Genomic DNA, 17,226 nt, shown 5'->3' with positions numbered 1-17,226 from the left:
CGGAGTAGGCTCTCGCGCATGGCAGTCGTGAAGATCAACGCAATCGAAGTTCCCGAAGGCGCCGGCCCCGAGCTGGAGAAGCGATTCGCCAATCGGGCGCACACCGTCGACAACTCCCCCGGCTTCCTGGGTTTCCAGCTGCTCCGCCCCACCGCCGGCGAGAGCCGGTACTTCGTGGTGACGCAGTGGGAGTCCGAGGAGGACTTCGCCGCGTGGCGCGACGGCGACGCACGTGCCGCCCACGCGGGTGAGGCGAAGAAGCCCGTCGCGACCGGCGCCTCGCTCCTCGAGTTCGAGGTCGTCCTCGACGTCAAGAAGTCCTGAGATGTCCGCGTCCGGCGGGTCCGGGCGTGAGTTCACCTATCCGGAGGTGGGAGCGAGCCTGCGTGCCTTCCGCGGCGAGGCACCGCTCCCCTCCGGTTATCGGCACCTGAAGGTCGAGAGCGAACTGGGCAGCGGCGACACCGTGTTCGAGGTCGCCGCTGCCCGGTTGTTCTCGTGGGACATGCATCGCGGCGCGGGCATACGAATCCCGGCCGGTACGCCCCTCGCAGTACCCGGCGTCGAAGTGGATCTCGGCTTCGGTCTCGGTCCGGTGCGCGCGTCGGCGCGGTGCCGCGTGATCGACATCGTCGACACCCCGGACGTACGCGGGTTCACCTACGGCACACTCCCGGGCCATCCCGAATGCGGCGAGGAGACCTTCGTCGTCGAGCGCACCGCGGACGGGCGGGTGCGGGGCACGGTGCTCGCGTTCTCCCGCCCCGCCCGCTGGTATACGAAGGTGGCCGGTCCCGTCGGGCACCTGCTCCAGCAGCAGATCGCGCGACGTTATCTCGCGGCACTCACAGCTTGACCGTCACATCGTCGACGGCCTTGCGCAGGAACTGACGGAAGACGTCCACCGGCTGCGCACCCGACACCGCGACGGCGCGGTTGGCCACGAAGAACGGCACCCCCTGCACGCCGATCCGTCGTGCGTCGAAGAGATCGGCGGTCACGGCGTCGGCCGCGGCCTCACCGGCGGGATCGTCGCCGTCGAGGGCTGCGCGCGTCGACTCCGGATCGAGCCCGACCTCGGTGGCGACCTTCACGAGGACATCCACATCGTCGACCACCTCGCCGTCGACGAAATGCGCACGGAACAACGCCTCGAGGACCTCGTCGCGCTTGTCGCCGGCCAGATGCGCGAGCCGATGCGCATCGAAGGTGTTGGCGGCGACGACGTTGTCGAAGTCGATCTCGAGTCCCACGTCGGCAGCGGTGTCCGAGACCTGGGCGAACATCTGCCGGACCTGCTCGGCCGGCATCCCCTTCATCGCGACGAGCGCCTCGATCTCGGGGACCCGTCGCCCGACCGGTGTGTCGGGCGAGAGCTGGTACGACCTCCAGGTGACCTCGATCCGGTCGCGGTCGTCGAAGGACTCGAGCGCCTCCGCGAAACGCCGCTTGCCGATGTAGCACCAGGGGCAGGCGATGTCGGACCAGATCTCGATGTGGGCTGTGGGGAGAAGTACGTCGGGCATGCTCATATTCGGGTACAACCCGGCCCTGACGTGCTCTGTTCCCGGGCCGATCGGTCCATGAACCCGGTCAGCTCTCGAGGGCGGCGTCCAGGGAGATCGCGACGCCGGTGAGTGCCTTGCTCACGGGACATCCCGCCTTCGCGTCCTCTGCGGCCTTGACGAAGCCGTCGGCGTCGAGGCCGTCGACCTCGCCCCGCACCTTCAGTTCGATTCCGGTGAGCCGGAATCCGCCCGCCGGGTCGGGCCCCAGCGAGACGTCGGCGGTGACCTCGAGGCTCTGTGGTGTGCCGCCCGCCTCCGCGATCAGCGCGGACAACTGCATCGCGTAGCACGACGAGTGCGCGGCGGCGATGAGCTCCTCGGGGCTGGTGGTGCCGTCCGCGTTCTCCGCCGAGCGTTTCGGGAACGACACGTCGAACGTGCCACGGCCCGAGCTGGTGAGCTCCACCTGACCGGAGCCCTTCTGCAGATCCCCGTTCCATGCGGTCCGTGCGGTACGAGTGGGCATGACCTCTCCTTCTCTGCGTACGACGGCTGTGCGTGCGACAGCGCTTCACGAACCACACTTGCAGAGTCACCGTGGTGGCGAGGGCCGTTCGCGGCAGAGCGTTCCCGATGTCCGGATCAGGCCGATCGCGCCCGGAGTTCGCGGTCGCGTTCGCGGATCGACTGCACGGCTCCGTCCCGTTCGTAGGGCCGCACCTCGAGTCGCCGCTTCACCTCGGCGATCTCCCACATGCGCTCGGCGTGACCCCGCCGGGCGGCGCGCCCGGCGCCTCCGGGCACCAGGACACTGAGGCGGTCGCGTACGAGATTGCGCGCGAACCACACCGGATACAGCGCCGCCATCGGACTCAGTCGCGGAACTCCCACGGCGTCGGCGTATCCGGAGCCGAGCGACAGGCGGGCCAGGTCGGCGTGGAAGTGGTAGTGCGCCCAGCTCCTGATGCGGTTCGCCATGCCGGGGCCGTCGACCCCGTAGATGCGGGGGACGGCCTTCAGCGCGGCCTCGGTGAGAGCCGCGGACGAGTCGTCGGGGTCGACCTCCGACCAGACCGCCAGCCAGATCAGACGCAGGAGCTCGTCGAGGGAGGTGACCTGCAGTTCCGCCGTCACGCCCATGGTGTGGGCGACATAGCGGTAGAGGTGGACGATCGCGTCGCGCTCACGTCGCGAGTACCAGTGCCCGGCCGCCATGACGGCGAGGGCCACCCCGGCGATCGGGATCATCGTCACGCAGTAGTGCAGCTGGTTCACGGGCCGGCCGTGCGTGTCGGTGTTCCAGTCGTCGACCCGCTCGATCCCGGCACGGATGTAGGCGTGCACGACGCGGACGCGGGCGGTGTTCTTCGTCCCCGCTCCGAAGCGCTCCATTCCACCGGGCGCCGTGCAGTCCATCGACCACGAGACCGTCTCGACGATCCGACCCGCGGCGCGCTTCGCGAGGTCGCCGCCGCGCAGCAGCACGTCGTTGACGCGCGGGGAGACGTAGCTGGCCGGGAAGGCGATGGCGGTGGTGAACGCCATGAGGGTGCTCATCGGCATCCGCGCGATCGCTCGTGCGGCGAGATCGAGCTTGTCGTAGTCGACCCAGAACGGCACGTCGTCGAGGGTGGCGATGAACGCTGCCACCTCGCGTGCGGGATCGTCCACGGTCTCGATGCCGTGTTCGAGTGCCTGCTCGAACTGCGTGCGGATGCGGAGCCGGTCGCGGCGCATCGCGGCGACGAGATCGTCGGCCACGGGATCGCAGGTGTGCGCGAACTTGGCGAACGCCCGGGCCTGGGCCCGGGTGGGTCGCACCGAGTCGCCGGCGAGCAACGACATCGCCAGACGCGGGCCGCCCTCTCGCAGGATCGGCTTCGGTGCGAGTCGATCGGTTCGGTCGTGCAGGTGGGCAGTCGACGGGGCATCGATCGTCACGTTTCCTCCTCGTCCGGATGTCGGGGACCGACTATGACAAGGATTCCACAATTAGTAAACACTTGATTCCGGAATCAGTCGATTCCGGAAGGTCGGTCGTGTTGTGCCACACTCGACGATGTGTCCGAGCCCGAAGCCAACCGCGCGTATCGCGGCGTCGCACCGGCCGATCGGCGCGCCGAACGTCGCACGCGTCTCCAGAACGCGGTGATCGATGTCGTCGCCGACGAGGGCTGGTCGGCGGCGACGGTACGGAAGGTCGCGGCCACCGCGGGAGTCGGTCCGCGCTTCTTCTACGAGAGCTTCACCGACATGACCGACCTCGTCACCACCGCCTACGACGAGCTCGGCGCGACCCTGCTCGAACGCGCCGTCGACGCGATCGCGTCGGCCCCCGACGAGCTGCACGCCAAGGCGCGCGCCGCGGTGGGAGCGATCGTCGGCGCCGTCGAACGCAACCCCCAGCAGGGCCGCTTCCTCATCTCCGACGCGCCCCCGCTAGCCGAGCGGAAGAGCGCATTCATCCGGTCCGCCGCCGACGAACTCGCCAAGCAGAGCGACGCGGTGGGCTCCCGCCTCGACTCCCGGCAGGCCGAACTGTGCGCGGTGGTCGTCATGGCCGGTGCCGTCGAGCTCGTCCGCGGCTGGCTCGACGGCACGCTCGACATCCGCCCCGACGAACTCACCGAGATCGTCGCCAGCACCCTGTCGACACTCACCGCGCACATGCCGACCATCGGCAGATGATCCGGCAGCAAGCTCGGCCGCGACCCGCGGCAGGGCGGACGGTCCGGAAGAGGATCTCCGCTCAGCCCTGCACGACGGCCGACAACCCGGTCAGCGCCCGGTCGATGTGGGCGGCCCATTCCCGGGGGTCGATCCGGTGCACGCCCGACTCCCCCGCGAACGCACTCGAGATCACCACATCGGGTTCCGCCGTCGCCAGCAGGCGCAGACTGTCGGCGAGCGCACGGGCGTCGCTCATCCCCTCGACGTAGCCGGCCCGCCACTTCCCCGACGCACCGCGGTACAGCGTGTCGCCGGTGAACAGGTAGCGGGTCCCGTCCGCGCCGGGCACCAGATAGCAGATGCTCCCCACCGTGTGCCCGGGCGTCGGAACGATCTCCACCCCGTTGCCGTCCACGTGACGTTCCGTCAGCGGGACGTCGATGCGGGCGTGCCGGCCGACCACATCGGCCTCCGCCGCCGCCGCGTGGAGTCTCGGCCCGAAGCGCTCGGCGATCCTGCCGAGCATCGGGCCGGCCTCGTCCTGGTGGGACAGGTACTGGTCGGTGATCCCCCCGAGGCGGTCCAGTTCGCCGAAATCGGCCTCGCCGGCGACCGAGTAGAAGAGCACGTTGTTCCTCCCGGTCCACAGATAGGCGTGCGTTTTCAGCCCTGGGAACGGGTTGTCCTCCTGCGTCTCCCACAGATCGGGCAGTACTTGCCGCATCGCGATACCTCCTGGTCGTCGTCCGGTCACCACCACCGTGCAACCTCGAGTCGACTGGAGGTCAAGTGCGGAAGGACGAGTCCGGAAATCCTCGGGTGGAGCGGCAGGCACAGGCGCAGCATGGAGCGGTGACCACGATGCAGCAGGATCCCCGCCCACTCGTCCGCGCGGCCCTGGACCGCGCACGCCGGATCGTCGGTGGTGTCTCGATCGAGCACCTCGCCGCTCCCACTCCGTGTCCCGAGTTCGACGTCCGCACACTGATAGGCCACCTCTCTGCGACCCTCGAACGGAGCGCGGCCATCGGTTCCGGGCGCGATCCGCGCACCGTCCCGGAATTCCTCACCTCCGAGAACGACGACTGGCCGGCCGTGCTCGATGCCGCGGCCGACCGCTTCTGGCAGGTGTGGGACGACGACGCCCTCCTGGACAAGCCCGTCACCGCCCCCTGGGGTACCTTTCCCGGCCGGGTCGCGATGTTCATGGAACTCGACGAACTGCTCGTGCACGGCTGGGACATCGCCGTCGCCACCGGACAGGATGCGGAGGCCGACCCGGCACTCGCGGAGGCAGCCCTCGAGATCATGAAGATCACCCTGCCCGAATCACCTCGCGAGGGATTTCCCTTCGGTCCACCGGTCACGCCCGCGCCGGACGCCGGCCCGACCGAGCGTCTCGTGAACTGGGTGGGGCGTGCCGGCGCCCCCTGGTCCGGTCGACGAGGCTGAACGTACAGCGAGAGGGGCGACACCCTTTTCGGGTGCCGCCCCTCTCGGTACAGCAGGTGCCTGCTCTCACAGGCAGCAACACGTGCCTGCTCTCAGGCAGCGGACGCTTATCCGGCTTCGGACTCGCCCTCGCTGGACTTGGCCAGCGCGACCGCCGGGGTGTCCGGGACCTCGGCCGGCTTCTCGCTCGGCGTGAACGTGAACTTCGCGTTCTCGCCGGCGCCCTCGCCGTCCCAGCCCTCGACGTCGACGAGGACGATCTGGCCTGCGCCGATCTCGCCGAACAGGATCTTCTCGGAGAGCTGATCCTCGATCTCGCGCTGGATCGTGCGACGCAGCGGACGTGCGCCGAGCACCGGGTCGAAGCCGCGCTTGGCGAGCAGCGACTTCGCCTTCTCGGTGAGCTCGATACCCATGTCCTTGTTCTTCAGCTGCGTCTCCACACGTCCGACCATGAGGTCGACCATCTGGATGATCTGCTCCTGCGTGAGCTGGTGGAAGACGATGATGTCGTCGATACGGTTGAGGAACTCGGGCCGGAAGTGCTTCTTCAGCTCGTCGTGGACCTTGTTCTTCATCCGCTCGTAGTTCGACTGCTCGCCCGTTCCGGCCGAGAAGCCGAGCCCGACGGCCTTCGAGATGTCGGCGGTGCCCAGGTTCGACGTGAAGATCAGCACGGTGTTCTTGAAGTCGACCGTGCGGCCCTGACCGTCGGTGAGGCGACCGTCCTCGAGGACCTGCAGGAGGGTGTTGTAGATCTCCTGATGGGCCTTCTCGATCTCGTCGAACAGAACCACGGAGAACGGCTTGCGGCGCACCTTCTCGGTGAGCTGGCCGCCCTCTTCGTATCCGACGTAGCCGGGAGGCGCACCGAACAGGCGCGACGCGGTGAAGCGGTCGTGGAACTCGCCCATGTCGATCTGGATGAGCGCGTCGTCCTCGCCGAACAGGAAGTTCGCGAGCGCCTTGGACAGCTCCGTCTTACCCACACCGGACGGGCCGGCGAAGATGAACGAACCGGACGGACGCTTCGGGTCCTTCAGGCCGGCACGCGTACGACGGATCGCCTTGGCGACGGCCTTGACGGCGTCCTCCTGGCCGATGATCCGCTTGTGCAACTCGTCCTCCATGCGGAGCAGACGCGTGGTCTCCTCCTCGGTGAGCTTGAACACCGGGATACCGGTCCAGTTGGCGAGGACCTCGGCGATCTGCTCCTCGTCGACCTCGGCGATGACGTCGAGATCGCCCGCACGCCACTGCTTCTCGCGCTCGGCACGCTGCGCGACGAGCTGCTTCTCCTTGTCGCGCAGGCTCGCGGCCTTCTCGAAGTCCTGCGCGTCGATCGCCGATTCCTTCTCGCGACGGGCGTCGGCGATCTTGTCGTCGAACTCGCGCAGGTCCGGCGGCGCGGTCATGCGACGGATGCGCATGCGGGCACCGGCCTCGTCGATGAGGTCGATCGCCTTGTCCGGCAGGAAGCGGTCGTTGATGTAGCGGTCGGCGAGAGTTGCCGACGCGACGAGCGCCTTGTCGGTGATCGAGACGCGGTGGTGCGCCTCGTAGCGGTCGCGCAGACCCTTGAGGATCTCGATGGTGTGCTCCACCGTCGGCTCCCCGACCTGCACCGGCTGGAAGCGGCGCTCGAGAGCGGCGTCCTTCTCGATGTATTTGCGGTACTCGTCGAGGGTCGTCGCACCGATTGTCTGCAGCTCACCGCGGGCGAGCTTGGGCTTGAGGATCGACGCGGCGTCGATCGCGCCCTCGGCAGCACCGGCACCGACGAGCGTGTGCAGCTCGTCGATGAACAGGATGATGTCGCCGCGGCTGTTGATCTCCTTGAGGACCTTCTTCAGGCGTTCCTCGAAATCACCGCGGTAACGGCTGCCGGCGACGAGCGAGCCCAGGTCGAGCGTGTAGAGCTGCTTGTCCTTGAGGGTCTCGGGGACCTCACCGTTGACGATGGCCTGCGCGAGGCCCTCGACGACGGCGGTCTTGCCGACACCCGGCTCGCCGATGAGCACCGGATTGTTCTTCGTACGACGCGACAGCACCTGCATGACGCGCTCGATCTCCTTCGCCCGGCCGATGACCGGGTCGAGCTTGCCCTCGAGAGCTGCCTGCGTGAGGTTGCGGCCGAACTGGTCCAGGACGAGCGACGTGGACGGAGTGCCGGTCTCGCCACGGCTCGTGCCGGATTCTGCGGGCTCCTTGCCCTGGTAACCGGACAGCAGCTGGATGACCTGCTGACGCACCCGGTTGAGGTCGGCGCCGAGCTTGACGAGCACCTGCGCCGCCACGCCCTCACCCTCGCGGATGAGACCGAGCAGGATGTGTTCGGTACCGATGTAGTTGTGTCCGAGCTGGAGCGCTTCGCGAAGGCTCAGCTCGAGGACCTTCTTGGCACGAGGAGTGAAGGGAATGTGCCCCGAGGGCGCCTGCTGACCCTGGCCGATGATCTCTTCGACCTGGCTGCGCACACCTTCGAGGGAGATACCCAACGACTCGAGCGACTTCGCCGCCACACCCTCACCCTCGTGGATGAGGCCGAGGAGGATGTGCTCCGTGCCGATGTAGTTGTGGTTGAGCATCCTGGCCTCTTCTTGAGCCAGGACAACGACGCGCCGCGCGCGATCGGTGAACCTTTCGAACATCGCACTCCCTCACACTCTCCGGCCGCCGGTCCGGTACGCCGATCGTCCCGCACCCTGCTGCCGCTCTTAAGCTCCGGCACTCGAGTCGTTCGTCGGAACCTTTCAGAGGTTCCAAGCTCCCACTCCACACTCTAGTGGTCGTGGTATCGACTCGCTTTCCCTCTACCCTTCGGAAGGCGGCGAGAAAACCCGGTTTCAGAAGTTAACGCTGCACGTGGCGGATACGTTTCCGCAAGCTGTACGCCACAAGCGAACAGCGGCAGTGGAAGATCAACGGGCGAAGAATCGCTCGATCCTGCGTCCGAGGCTCCGCGAGGCGCGTTCGGGGTCGGCCAGAGCACTTTCTGCGAGGACACTGTCCTCGTCCGACACCGTACCCGGTTCGAACGGCCGCAGCGAACGTCCCGGGCCGCGCAACCGCTCGATGGTGGAGATGAGCGAACCACCGTCCTTCGTGGCCACGGCGATCACCTCGGGATCGACATCGAGATGTTCCGCCACGAGGATGTTGCGCAGCTCGACGGCGGCGCGGCCGACCGCGTCGCCCCGCTCGGCGGACTCGATGGCCAGATCGCACTCCGTGTCGAAGCCCATCGAACGGTTGTTCAGGTTCGACGACCCGATCCGCAGCAGCGTCTCGTCCATGACGACGACCTTCGCGTGCACGTAGATCGGCTCGCCGCCGGCGGTGACGGGATAGTAGGCGGCGAAACGACCGTGCACGTCGGCCTCCCACAGCATGTGCAGCAGGGCACGCCGGGCACCGTCCATCGCCTTGCGTTCGAGCCAGCCCTCGGCGTTGCGCGGGATCACCACGACGATCTCGGGGCCGTCCGGTTCCTGCAGTCGTTCGGCGAGCGCGTCCGCGATCCTGCGCGAGGCGAGGTACTGGCTCTCGAGGTAGAGGGTGTGCCGGGCCTTCTCGATCACCGACAGGTACAGCGCCTCGATCTCGTGGACGCCGTCCTTCCCGTCGTAGGTGGGCAGGGTGCGAGCGATGCCCACGTCGACACCGCGGAGAGTCGGTTCGAGATCGTCGGGCCAGATCGGTTCCGGCTCCGGCACGGGCTCGAGTTCCTCCCCCGTGGCCGCCTTCCACCGGGCGCGGGCCTGGTCGCCGAGGGCCCGCGCGGCATCACCGTCGACAGCGGTCGTCACGTCGTGCCACGGCCCGTAGCGTTTACCGCTCGGCTCGCGCCGGTATTTGCTCCGGTCGGGATGATCCGGGGTGTCCCAGCGGTCGACGGTCATATCGATACCGCCGCAGAAAGCGATGCTGTCGTCGACGACGAGAATTTTCTGATGATGCGCCGCGCCCACGGGATGCGCCCCGTCTATTTCGAAGTGCAAGCGTGGGTCGGTGAGCCAATCGAGCACGAACACCGGCGTCATTCCGCGCGCGAGGGCACTGAACGCACCGATGTTCCACTTGAGGAGATAAATATCGAGATCGGGACGTCGTTCGGGAAGCCATTCGAGGAATTCACCGAGTTTGTTCGGTCCCTCGAGAGTCGCGCCGTCGGGTTCGAACTTGATCCGGGTGTCGAAATCCCATCCGATCAGCATGATGCGCTTTTCCGCGCGGAGCATCGCCGACTTGGCGTGACGGAAATAGTCGGCCGCGTCAACGATGCAGGTCAACCTCTCCGCTCGCGCGATTCGCCAGCAGGTGGAACCAGGTTCGAGCACGGTCTCGGCCATGAGCGGATGCTACTCCCCGACCGCATCGTGCCGGCTCGACCGCACGATCGGGTTGTGTGACGGGCGCCACTGTGTCGCAACCGAACCCGTCCACCGACGACTGTGGGGCGCCGTCCACGGATGGACGACGCCCCACGGACGAGAATGTCGTCAGTGCGCCTTGTTGTACGCCTCGACGATCTCCGCAGAGATTCGGCCACGCGCCGAAACCGGCAGATCGTTGTTCCGTGCCCATTCACGGATAGCGGCCGTCTGCTCGCGACCCGCACTTCCGGATCCGCTCTTGCGCGCAGCCGGCGCAGTTCCGGCCGCGGTCTTGCTCCGCTTACGGCCACCGACCTTGCGAGCGTGTTCGATCCAGAATTCCAACTGCTCGCGCAGCCGTGCCGCATTGTCCTCGGAAAGGTCGATCTCGTACGTCACTCCGTCGAGACCGAACTCCACCGATTCGTCCGCCGCCGATTCCTGATCCACATCGTCGATCAGGGTGACAGTGACTTTCTTCGCCATGTGGTGTAAATCCTCTCGCATGCGCTTCCCCGCGGGACGGGCACCACACTACCCGCCGATTAACGCATCGCAATATGGAGCGGCGAAATCCGATTAACGGGTGTTCGGTCGGACAATCGGGAACAGGATTGTTTCGCGGATTCCCAGACCGGTAAGTGCCATCAGCAGACGGTCGATTCCCATTCCGGTACCGGTGGTCGGCGGCATTCCCTGTTCCATCGCGGCGAGGAAATCCTCGTCGAGGACCATTGCCTCGTCGTCACCTTCCGCAGCCAGGCGTGCCTGGTCGACGAAGCGCTCGCGCTGAATCACCGGATCGACGAGTTCCGAGTAACCCGTGGCGAGTTCGAAACCGCGGACGTACAGATCCCATTTCTCGGTGACCCCGCGCACGCTGCGGTGGTCGCGGGTCAGCGGCGACGTCTCGACGGGGAAATCACGCACGAAGGTCGGCTCGTTCAGCTGGTCGCCGCACATGTGCTCCCAGAGTTCCTCGACGAGCTTGCCGTGGCCCCAGCCCTTACCCTCGGGAATCTCCAGACCGACGCGATCCGCGAGAGCCGTCAATTCCTCGAGCGTGGTGTCGGGGGTCACGTCCGTGCCGATCGCCTCGGACAGCGAGGGATACATTTCGAGGGTTTTCCATTCACCCCCGAGGTCGTATTCCGTACCGTCGGCGAGCGTCACCACATGGCTGCCGAAGACCGCGAACGCGACCTCCTGGATGATCTCGCGGATCATCCGAGCCGAATCGTCGTAGGTGCCGTACGCCTCGTACGTTTCGAGCATCGAGAATTCCGGCGAGTGCGTCGAGTCGGCACCCTCGTTACGGAAATTGCGGTTGATCTCGAAGACCTTCTCGATACCGCCGACCACACAGCGCTTGAGGAACAGCTCCGGCGCGATACGCAGGTACAGATCGATGTCGAGCGCGTTCGAGTGCGTCACGAACGGACGGGCCGCCGCGCCACCGTGCAGGGTCTGCAGCATGGGCGTCTCGACCTCGAGGAAGCCACGACGCTCGAGTGCGTTGCGTAGCTCGCGCACCACCGCGACACGCATGCGCGCGTTGCGGCGCGCTTCGGGACGCACGATGAGGTCGACGTAGCGCTGACGCACCCGTGCCTCTTCGTTCATCTCCTTGTGCGCGACCGGCAGCGGACGCAGCGCCTTCGACGCCATGGTCCACGAGTCGGCCATGACGCTGAGCTCACCTCGCCGGGAGCTGATGACCTCGCCGTGCACGAACACGATGTCGCCGAGGTCGACCTCGGACTTCCAGGCGGCGAGCGCCTCCTCGCCGACGCCGGCGAGGCTGAGCATGACCTGCAGCTGGGTGCCGTCGCCCTCCTGCAGCGTCGCGAAGCACAGCTTGCCGGTGTTGCGCGAGAACATCACGCGGCCGGCGACGCCCACGACGGTACCGGTGGCGGTGTCGGGTTCGAGGTCGGGATACTCGGCGCGGATCTCCGCGAGCGTATGGGTACGCGGGATCTCGACGGGATAGGCGTCCGAGCCCTGTGCCAGGAGCCGTTCGCGCTTCTCGCGGCGGACCCGCATCTGCTCGGGGGTGTCGTCGGGCTGCTGAACGGTGGCATCACTCACGGGTAACCAGACTATCGGACACCCGAGGTCACTATTCCTGCAGATGCGCGCTTTCAGTGAGCGGTGACCCGCGCCACGTCCTGCGCGACGTGCTGGGCCTCGGCGACTGCGCCGACCAGGCGGGCCGCGCAGATGGCGTCGTAGCCTCCGACGAGGTGGGTGACCCTGCGCAGACCCTGCGCGTGCAGTTCGGTGACCACACCGTGCGAGCTCACGCCGTCGGACGAGACGAGGATCCATTCGACGTCGCGGTCGACGGCGAGGGCGAGACGGCCCTTGCCGCTCGGATCGAGTCGCTCGGCGACGAGATCGACGGAGATGGCCAGTGCACCGGGAAGTGTTCCCTGAGCGGCACGTTCGGCGTTCGAGCGGATGTCGACGACGACGGCTCCGCGGGCGACCGCTGCGGACAGTTCGGTGGGATACGTGCGCTCGACGGCAAGCCGGTGGAAGGCGACCGGAGCAGCGGTGGAAACAGAAGTGGTGGAAAGAAGCGCAGCGCGCATGAGAAAACTCCCAGGAATGTGTTATCGGTCGAGGCGGCGGTCAGCCTCGACAACACTCCTGGGTGCTCATGCAACGGATCACGAAGAACATTTTTACACAGAATGGCGCTCAGCGGAACCCGCAGTTCCGCGTGCCGCTCGTCTCACCTGGTTCCGCTCGTACACCAGACGCAGTCCCTCGAGGGTCAGATCCGGCTCGTGGTGCTCGAGAGTGCGCGACTCCGGCATGATCAGCGGCGCACTGTCGCCGGTGCCGATCACAGCCACGTCGTCGCCGTCGAAACCGGGCACCTCGGCGCAGATCCGCCGCACGATGCCGTCGACCATCCCGGCGAACCCGAAGACGGCCCCGGACTGCATGCACTCGACGGTGTTCTTGCCCAGAACACCTCGGGGACGGAGCAATTCGACCTTCCGCAGTGCCGCCGACCGCGACGCCAGCGCATCCATCGAGATCTCCACACCCGGAGCGATGGACCCGCCGAGGAACTCCCCCTTGCCCGACACGACGTCGACGCACGTGGACGTCCCGAAATCCACGACGATGCACGGGGATCCGTAGAAGTGGTAGGCCGCCAGACTGTTGACGATGCGGTCGGCGCCGACCTCCTTCGGGTTATCCACGAGCAGCGGCACTCCCGTGCGCACCCCCGGCTCCACCACGACGTGCGGCACCGACGACCAGTAGCGGTCGAGCATGACGCGCAGCTCGCGCAGCACCGACGGCACGGTCGACAGCGCCGCCACCCCGGTGACCTGCTCGGCGGATTCGCCGAGCAGACCGCGGAACAGCAGGGCGATCTCGTCGGCGGTCATCCTGGGGTCGGTACGGACGCGCCAGTCGCGCAGCAGCCGCGCGTGCGAGCCGCTGCCCGCGAACACCCCCAGGACGATATTGGTGTTGCGGACGTCGACGGTGAGGAGCACCTCTAGACCAGGGACGGCGAGTCGAGGGTCGACAGCATCCGCGGCGTGATCAGGCCCGTGCCCTCGGGAGCGTGGGCGGGATCGTTGCCGAGCTCGACCTGGCGGTTGTCGGCGTCGACGAACACCACGCGCGGGTTGTAGTCCTTGCACTCCTGCTCGTTCATCACGCCGTAGGCGATGAGGATGACGAGATCGCCGGGGCTGACGAGACGTGCTGCGGCACCGTTGATCCCGATGACGCCCGATCCACGCTCACCGGCGATGACGTACGTCTCGAGCCGGGCGCCGTTGTCGATGTCGACGATGCAGACCTGCTCGCCCTCGAGCAGATCCGCGGCGTCCATCAGATCCTGGTCGACGGTCACCGAACCGACATAGTGCAGATCCGCGTGGGTGACCGTGGCGCGGTGGATCTTCGACTTCATCATGGTGCGGAACATGCTCGTCCTCGGTTTCTTTCTCGTTTCCGAATTCGATCGGTGGGTCAGCGGTTCGTCAGGTCGTCTTCGGCGTCAGGATCCACCGGGCCGGTGGCTCGTTCGAGGAAACCGGTGCCGACGGCAACCCCGACGTTGTCGATGAGGCGTGTGGAGCCGAGCCGTGCGGCGACGAGCAGTCGGCCGTCGCCGCGTTCGGGTGCCGGCCCCAGATCGGCGCCGCGCACCTCGAGATAGTCCACCTCGATCTGCGGGCTCTGCGCGAGCACGTCGCGTGCCGTGGACAGGATCGCCTCGGATCCGCCTGCTGCGGCGTGTGCGCCGGCGACGAGCGCCGCAGACAGCGTGGTCGCGATCTCGCGCTGCTCGGGGTCGAGATAGCGGTTGCGGGAGGACAGTGCGAGCCCGTCCTGTTCGCGCACGGTGGGAACGCCGAGGATGCGGATGTCGAGATTCAGGTCGGCGACCATCTGACGGATCAGGGTGAGCTGCTGGTAGTCCTTCTCACCGAAGAACGCCGTGTTGGGACCGACGATGTTGAACAGCTTCGCGACGACCGTCAGCATGCCCGCGAAATGCCCGGGGCGCGAAGCACCTTCGAGCTCCGACCCGAGCGGACCCGGGTGGATCGTTGTGCGCGGGCCCTGCGGGTACATCGCCGAGACCGTCGGCACGAAGGCGAGTTCGACGCCCGCTTCGCGGAGCAGTTCGAGGTCGGCGTCGAGAGTGCGTGGGTAGGCGTCGAGGTCCTCGTTCTTCCCGAACTGCAGCGGGTTGACGAAGATCGACACGACCACGACGGCACCGGTGAGCTTGGCCTGGCGCACGAGTTCGAGGTGACCGGTGTGCAGCGCACCCATCGTCGGCACGAGTGCGACGGTGCGGCCGACGCCGCGCAGAGCCCGGGTGACCTTGGTCAGGCCTGCGGGATCGTGGTGAACGGTCAGTTCACCTCGCACGTATCCGCGCTGTCCTGCTTCACTCACCGTATTCAGCTCCTTCGAGAATTGCCATCAGTTCCGGCTTCGACCCGGTCCGTTGTGCCGATCGCAGCGACAGCGCGCGGTACCCGGCGGCGATCTGCGGGTCGACGGCCTCGAGCGCACGCAGGTGCGCGGCCACGGCGTCGGCATCGCCGCGCGCGACCGGCCCGGTGAGGGCCGAGGGCCCGCGCCGCAGCACGTTGTCGAGCGCCGCGGAGAGCAACGGCTGCAACACCCGCTCGGCGACTCCACCGGGGGCGGCGTCGACGAGTTGCTGGCCGAGCAGTTCCTCCCCCTGCAGGGCGCTGCGCAGCGCCTCGACGGCGTCGGCGACCAGCGTGACCAAGTGGTTGCTGCCGTGCGCGAGCGCGGCGTGGTAGGTCGTGCGCATGGCCTCGGGGACGCGGACCGGCTCGCCGCCGATCTCGAGGACGAGGGACTGCGCGATGGCGTAGCCGATCTCGTCGGCGGCCGTGATGCCGAAGCACGCGGAGGAGAGCCGGTCGATGTCCTCGTCGTGGCCGGTGAAGGTCATCGCGGGATGGATCGCGAGCGGCACGGCGCCCTGCTCGGTCAGCGGCTCGAGGATCGCGGTGCCGTGGGCACCGGAGACGTGGACGACGATCGTGCCGGCAGCGACCGAACCGGTGGCTGCAAGGCCCTTGACCAGGGACGACAGTTCGGTGTCGGGAACGGCGAGAAGAAGGAGATTGCAGCGGCCGGCAACCTCGTCGACCGGCAGGATCTGCGAATCCGGCAGGCGGGTGGCGGCACGGTGCCGCGAGACGTCGGAGACGGCCGAGCAGGCCACGACGACATGACCGACGCGTTCGAAAGCTGCGCCGAGTGCAGTGCCGACCCGTCCGGCGGACACGATTCCTACCGACAGGCGCGCAGGCGCGGGTGCGTTGGTGATCCCGAAGGAATTCACGGGAGTCCTCTCGTTCGTTCCAGTCCCGCTCAGCGGGTACCGGACGTTCCGCTCGACAATAGCGCGCGCTTTCCGGGGCTCGCCACGGTCGAGCCGAGTGATCTGCGCCTCATCGATCGAGGTGGGGCAGGCGCGAGCTGCCGCGCGACCGTCCCGTGATCAGCGCTCGGCCGACAACGATGCGAGGATCTCCGCGACCGTCCGGCCCTCACCGTCGGCACGACGGCGCCGGGAGCGACGTCCGGACGATTCGTCGTCGTCCTCGTCGTCCCCCTCGGCCGTTTCCGCAGCTCCAGCGGCCTTCTCGGTGGTGTTCGCCCCCTCGGCGGGGTCATCGCCCTGCGACGCCGCTCCGGCCTCGTCTGCGCCCGTCTGCGGGTCGGGATCGGATCCGGACTCGTGCTTGCCGGGTTTCTGCGGCTCCGGCTTCCCGTCCGCCGTCTTCTCGGCGCCGGCGGCCTTCGTGGCCCCGGTCTTCGGGTCCGGAGTCTTCGGCTTCTCGGTCTCCGGCTTCTCGGTTTTCGGCTCCTCGACTTCCGCGTCCTCGATCTCGGCGTCCTCGACGTCCGGTCCTGCGGTCGCCTTTCCAGCCGTTACCTTCCCGGTCGCAGCTTTCTCGGACGTGCCCTTCCCGGTCGCGGTCTTTCCGGTAGCCGTCTTCCCGGTAGCCGTCTTCCCGGACGCAGCCTCGACCTTCGCCTGCTTCTCGGTTTGCGGTTCTGCGCCGTCACCCTTCGTGGGTGTCTTCTCCGACGCCTTCGCCGCGCGCATGGCCGCCTCGACCGATTCGGTCTCCGCGGTGACCGGCTCGTCGTCGGGAGACGCGAAGGCCGGCCCCGACGGACGCGGAGCGGACACTCGCGCCGCCTCGCTCAGTTCACGCAGCTTCTCCGCCTGGCCTTCGAGGGCGACGACGTCGTCGGGCAACCGGCCGTCGAACAACATCTCGAGCGTGCGGCGCAGGGTGGCCAGCTCGGTGCGCAGGGCCGCCATCTCACCGGCGTCGAGCTTCAGATCGGAACGGACCTTCTCCTCGACGGTCAGCTCGTACTCGCGCCGCGCCGCGATCTCCCGTTGCAACTGCAGTTCGTAGACCGTCTTCAGGTCGTCGGCCTTCGCCCGGTCGAGCGCCGATTCCCGGCGGTACTTGTTCATCGCGATGGCTCCGACGGTCGCGGCCCACAGGGCGACGACCACCGCGACACGCAGCAACTGCACGCTCTCACTGAAGATCAACAACAGCGAGGCGATCATCGCCAGAGCGAGCAGACCGGCCACGATCATCGAGCCGGTACTGCGCCACGGACGGCGATTCCTGTCTGGTCGCGCCGAGGTTGCCATGACC

At 67.5% G+C, this 17,226-nt stretch carries 18 protein-coding genes; 4 read left to right on the top strand and 14 right to left on the bottom strand.

The window, feature by feature from the left end; all coding sequences use genetic code 11:
- Nucleotides 1–18: 18 nt before the first annotated feature.
- Both AC0LPE_RS02300 and AC0LPE_RS02295 read left to right on the top strand, forming a co-directional pair.
- Nucleotides 19–324 (top strand): antibiotic biosynthesis monooxygenase family protein, encoded by a 306-nt coding sequence (locus AC0LPE_RS02300; RefSeq protein WP_490605522.1) that lies wholly within the window; start codon nt 19–21, stop codon nt 322–324.
- A gap of 1 nt (nt 325) precedes the next feature.
- Nucleotides 326–856: a DUF1990 domain-containing protein gene (locus AC0LPE_RS02295; RefSeq protein WP_160876957.1), complete on the top strand. Its 531-nt coding sequence runs from the start codon at nt 326–328 to the stop codon at nt 854–856.
- On the opposite strand, the gene AC0LPE_RS02290 is transcribed toward AC0LPE_RS02295, so the two are convergent.
- The 3 genes from AC0LPE_RS02290 to AC0LPE_RS02280 form a co-directional block, all read right to left on the bottom strand.
- Entirely contained in the window at nt 846–1,532 is a 687-nt protein-coding gene (locus AC0LPE_RS02290; protein ID WP_120281270.1) for a DsbA family oxidoreductase, read from the bottom strand. The two genes, AC0LPE_RS02295 and AC0LPE_RS02290, sit on opposite strands and share 11 nt — an antisense overlap.
- Before the next feature lie 61 nt (nt 1,533–1,593).
- Nucleotides 1,594–2,034, bottom strand: coding sequence for an OsmC family protein (locus AC0LPE_RS02285; RefSeq protein ID WP_490605521.1), 441 nt, complete (start codon nt 2,032–2,034; stop codon nt 1,594–1,596).
- A gap of 116 nt (nt 2,035–2,150) precedes the next feature.
- The gene (locus AC0LPE_RS02280) at nt 2,151–3,449 is read right to left on the bottom strand and encodes an oxygenase MpaB family protein (protein WP_088899052.1); all 1,299 of its coding nucleotides are present in this window, start codon (nt 3,447–3,449) and stop codon (nt 2,151–2,153) included.
- A 120-nt stretch (nt 3,450–3,569) separates the two neighbouring features.
- On the opposite strand from AC0LPE_RS02280, the gene AC0LPE_RS02275 reads away from it, so the two are divergent.
- The gene (locus AC0LPE_RS02275) at nt 3,570–4,196 is read left to right on the top strand and encodes a TetR/AcrR family transcriptional regulator (protein ID WP_088899053.1); all 627 of its coding nucleotides are present in this window, start codon (nt 3,570–3,572) and stop codon (nt 4,194–4,196) included.
- A gap of 61 nt (nt 4,197–4,257) precedes the next feature.
- Here the strand turns inward: AC0LPE_RS02275 and AC0LPE_RS02270 are convergent, their stop codons facing one another.
- The gene (locus AC0LPE_RS02270; RefSeq protein ID WP_490605520.1) at nt 4,258–4,902 is read right to left on the bottom strand and encodes an MBL fold metallo-hydrolase; all 645 of its coding nucleotides are present in this window, start codon (nt 4,900–4,902) and stop codon (nt 4,258–4,260) included.
- Between the two features lie 137 nt (nt 4,903–5,039).
- Between AC0LPE_RS02270 and AC0LPE_RS02265 the strand changes: the two genes are divergently transcribed.
- Complete coding sequence (locus AC0LPE_RS02265) at nt 5,040–5,630, top strand: TIGR03086 family metal-binding protein (protein ID WP_253250143.1); 591 nt, start codon at nt 5,040–5,042, stop codon at nt 5,628–5,630.
- 107 nt (nt 5,631–5,737) lie between these two features.
- Here AC0LPE_RS02265 and AC0LPE_RS02260 read toward each other — a convergent pair whose 3' ends face one another.
- From AC0LPE_RS02260 to AC0LPE_RS02215, 10 genes are all read right to left on the bottom strand, one after another.
- Nucleotides 5,738–8,281, bottom strand: a complete 2,544-nt coding sequence (locus AC0LPE_RS02260) for an ATP-dependent Clp protease ATP-binding subunit (RefSeq protein WP_219129870.1) — start codon at nt 8,279–8,281, stop codon at nt 5,738–5,740.
- A gap of 270 nt (nt 8,282–8,551) precedes the next feature.
- Nucleotides 8,552–9,982: a phospholipase D-like domain-containing protein gene (locus AC0LPE_RS02255; RefSeq protein WP_490605519.1), complete on the bottom strand. Its 1,431-nt coding sequence runs from the start codon at nt 9,980–9,982 to the stop codon at nt 8,552–8,554.
- Between the two features lie 150 nt (nt 9,983–10,132).
- Entirely contained in the window at nt 10,133–10,492 is a 360-nt protein-coding gene (locus AC0LPE_RS02250; RefSeq protein WP_006550504.1) for a histone-like nucleoid-structuring protein Lsr2, read from the bottom strand.
- Between the two features lie 93 nt (nt 10,493–10,585).
- Entirely contained in the window at nt 10,586–12,052 is a 1,467-nt protein-coding gene (lysS, locus tag AC0LPE_RS02245) for a lysine--tRNA ligase (RefSeq protein WP_230788602.1), read from the bottom strand.
- A gap of 98 nt (nt 12,053–12,150) precedes the next feature.
- Nucleotides 12,151–12,603, bottom strand: coding sequence for a rhodanese-like domain-containing protein (locus AC0LPE_RS02240; protein WP_490605518.1), 453 nt, complete (start codon nt 12,601–12,603; stop codon nt 12,151–12,153).
- 93 nt (nt 12,604–12,696) lie between these two features.
- On the bottom strand, nt 12,697–13,530 hold the full coding sequence (locus AC0LPE_RS02235; protein ID WP_006550509.1) for a type III pantothenate kinase: 834 nt from the start codon (nt 13,528–13,530) through the stop codon (nt 12,697–12,699).
- 2 nt (nt 13,531–13,532) lie between these two features.
- On the bottom strand, nt 13,533–13,970 hold the full coding sequence (gene panD, locus AC0LPE_RS02230) for an aspartate 1-decarboxylase (RefSeq protein WP_490605517.1): 438 nt from the start codon (nt 13,968–13,970) through the stop codon (nt 13,533–13,535).
- Between the two features lie 44 nt (nt 13,971–14,014).
- Entirely contained in the window at nt 14,015–14,953 is a 939-nt protein-coding gene (gene panC, locus AC0LPE_RS02225) for a pantoate--beta-alanine ligase (protein ID WP_490605516.1), read from the bottom strand.
- Nucleotides 14,946–15,881: a Rossmann-like and DUF2520 domain-containing protein gene (locus AC0LPE_RS02220; RefSeq protein ID WP_120281262.1), complete on the bottom strand. Its 936-nt coding sequence runs from the start codon at nt 15,879–15,881 to the stop codon at nt 14,946–14,948. Before AC0LPE_RS02220 ends, panC begins: the two co-directional genes overlap by 8 nt.
- Nucleotides 15,882–16,040: 159 nt before the next feature.
- Entirely contained in the window at nt 16,041–17,222 is a 1,182-nt protein-coding gene (locus AC0LPE_RS02215) for a DUF6779 domain-containing protein (protein WP_490605515.1), read from the bottom strand.
- Nucleotides 17,223–17,226: the final 4 nt, after the last annotated feature.

It is taken from the genome of Rhodococcus sp. S3 (genome assembly GCF_058211795.1).
This window is presented reverse-complemented; position numbering and strand designations above follow the sequence as displayed.

Coding starts and splice junctions, on each gene's coding strand:
- AC0LPE_RS02300 (WP_490605522.1), top strand. CDS start 19: ATGGCAGTCGTGAAGATCAACGCAATCGAAGTTCCCGAAGGCGCCGGC.
- AC0LPE_RS02295 (WP_160876957.1), top strand. CDS start 326: ATGTCCGCGTCCGGCGGGTCCGGGCGTGAGTTCACCTATCCGGAGGTG.
- AC0LPE_RS02290 (WP_120281270.1), bottom strand. CDS start 1,532: ATGAGCATGCCCGACGTACTTCTCCCCACAGCCCACATCGAGATCTGG.
- AC0LPE_RS02285 (WP_490605521.1), bottom strand. CDS start 2,034: ATGCCCACTCGTACCGCACGGACCGCATGGAACGGGGATCTGCAGAAG.
- AC0LPE_RS02270 (WP_490605520.1), bottom strand. CDS start 4,902: ATGCGGCAAGTACTGCCCGATCTGTGGGAGACGCAGGAGGACAACCCG.
- AC0LPE_RS02265 (WP_253250143.1), top strand. CDS start 5,040: ATGCAGCAGGATCCCCGCCCACTCGTCCGCGCGGCCCTGGACCGCGCA.
- AC0LPE_RS02260 (WP_219129870.1), bottom strand. CDS start 8,281: ATGTTCGAAAGGTTCACCGATCGCGCGCGGCGCGTCGTTGTCCTGGCT.
- AC0LPE_RS02255 (WP_490605519.1), bottom strand. CDS start 9,982: ATGGCCGAGACCGTGCTCGAACCTGGTTCCACCTGCTGGCGAATCGCG.
- AC0LPE_RS02250 (WP_006550504.1), bottom strand. CDS start 10,492: ATGGCGAAGAAAGTCACTGTCACCCTGATCGACGATGTGGATCAGGAA.
- lysS (WP_230788602.1), bottom strand. CDS start 12,052: ATGCGGGTCCGCCGCGAGAAGCGCGAACGGCTCCTGGCACAGGGCTCG.
- AC0LPE_RS02240 (WP_490605518.1), bottom strand. CDS start 12,603: ATGCGCGCTGCGCTTCTTTCCACCACTTCTGTTTCCACCGCTGCTCCG.
- panD (WP_490605517.1), bottom strand. CDS start 13,970: ATGTTCCGCACCATGATGAAGTCGAAGATCCACCGCGCCACGGTCACC.
- AC0LPE_RS02215 (WP_490605515.1), bottom strand. CDS start 17,222: ATGGCAACCTCGGCGCGACCAGACAGGAATCGCCGTCCGTGGCGCAGT.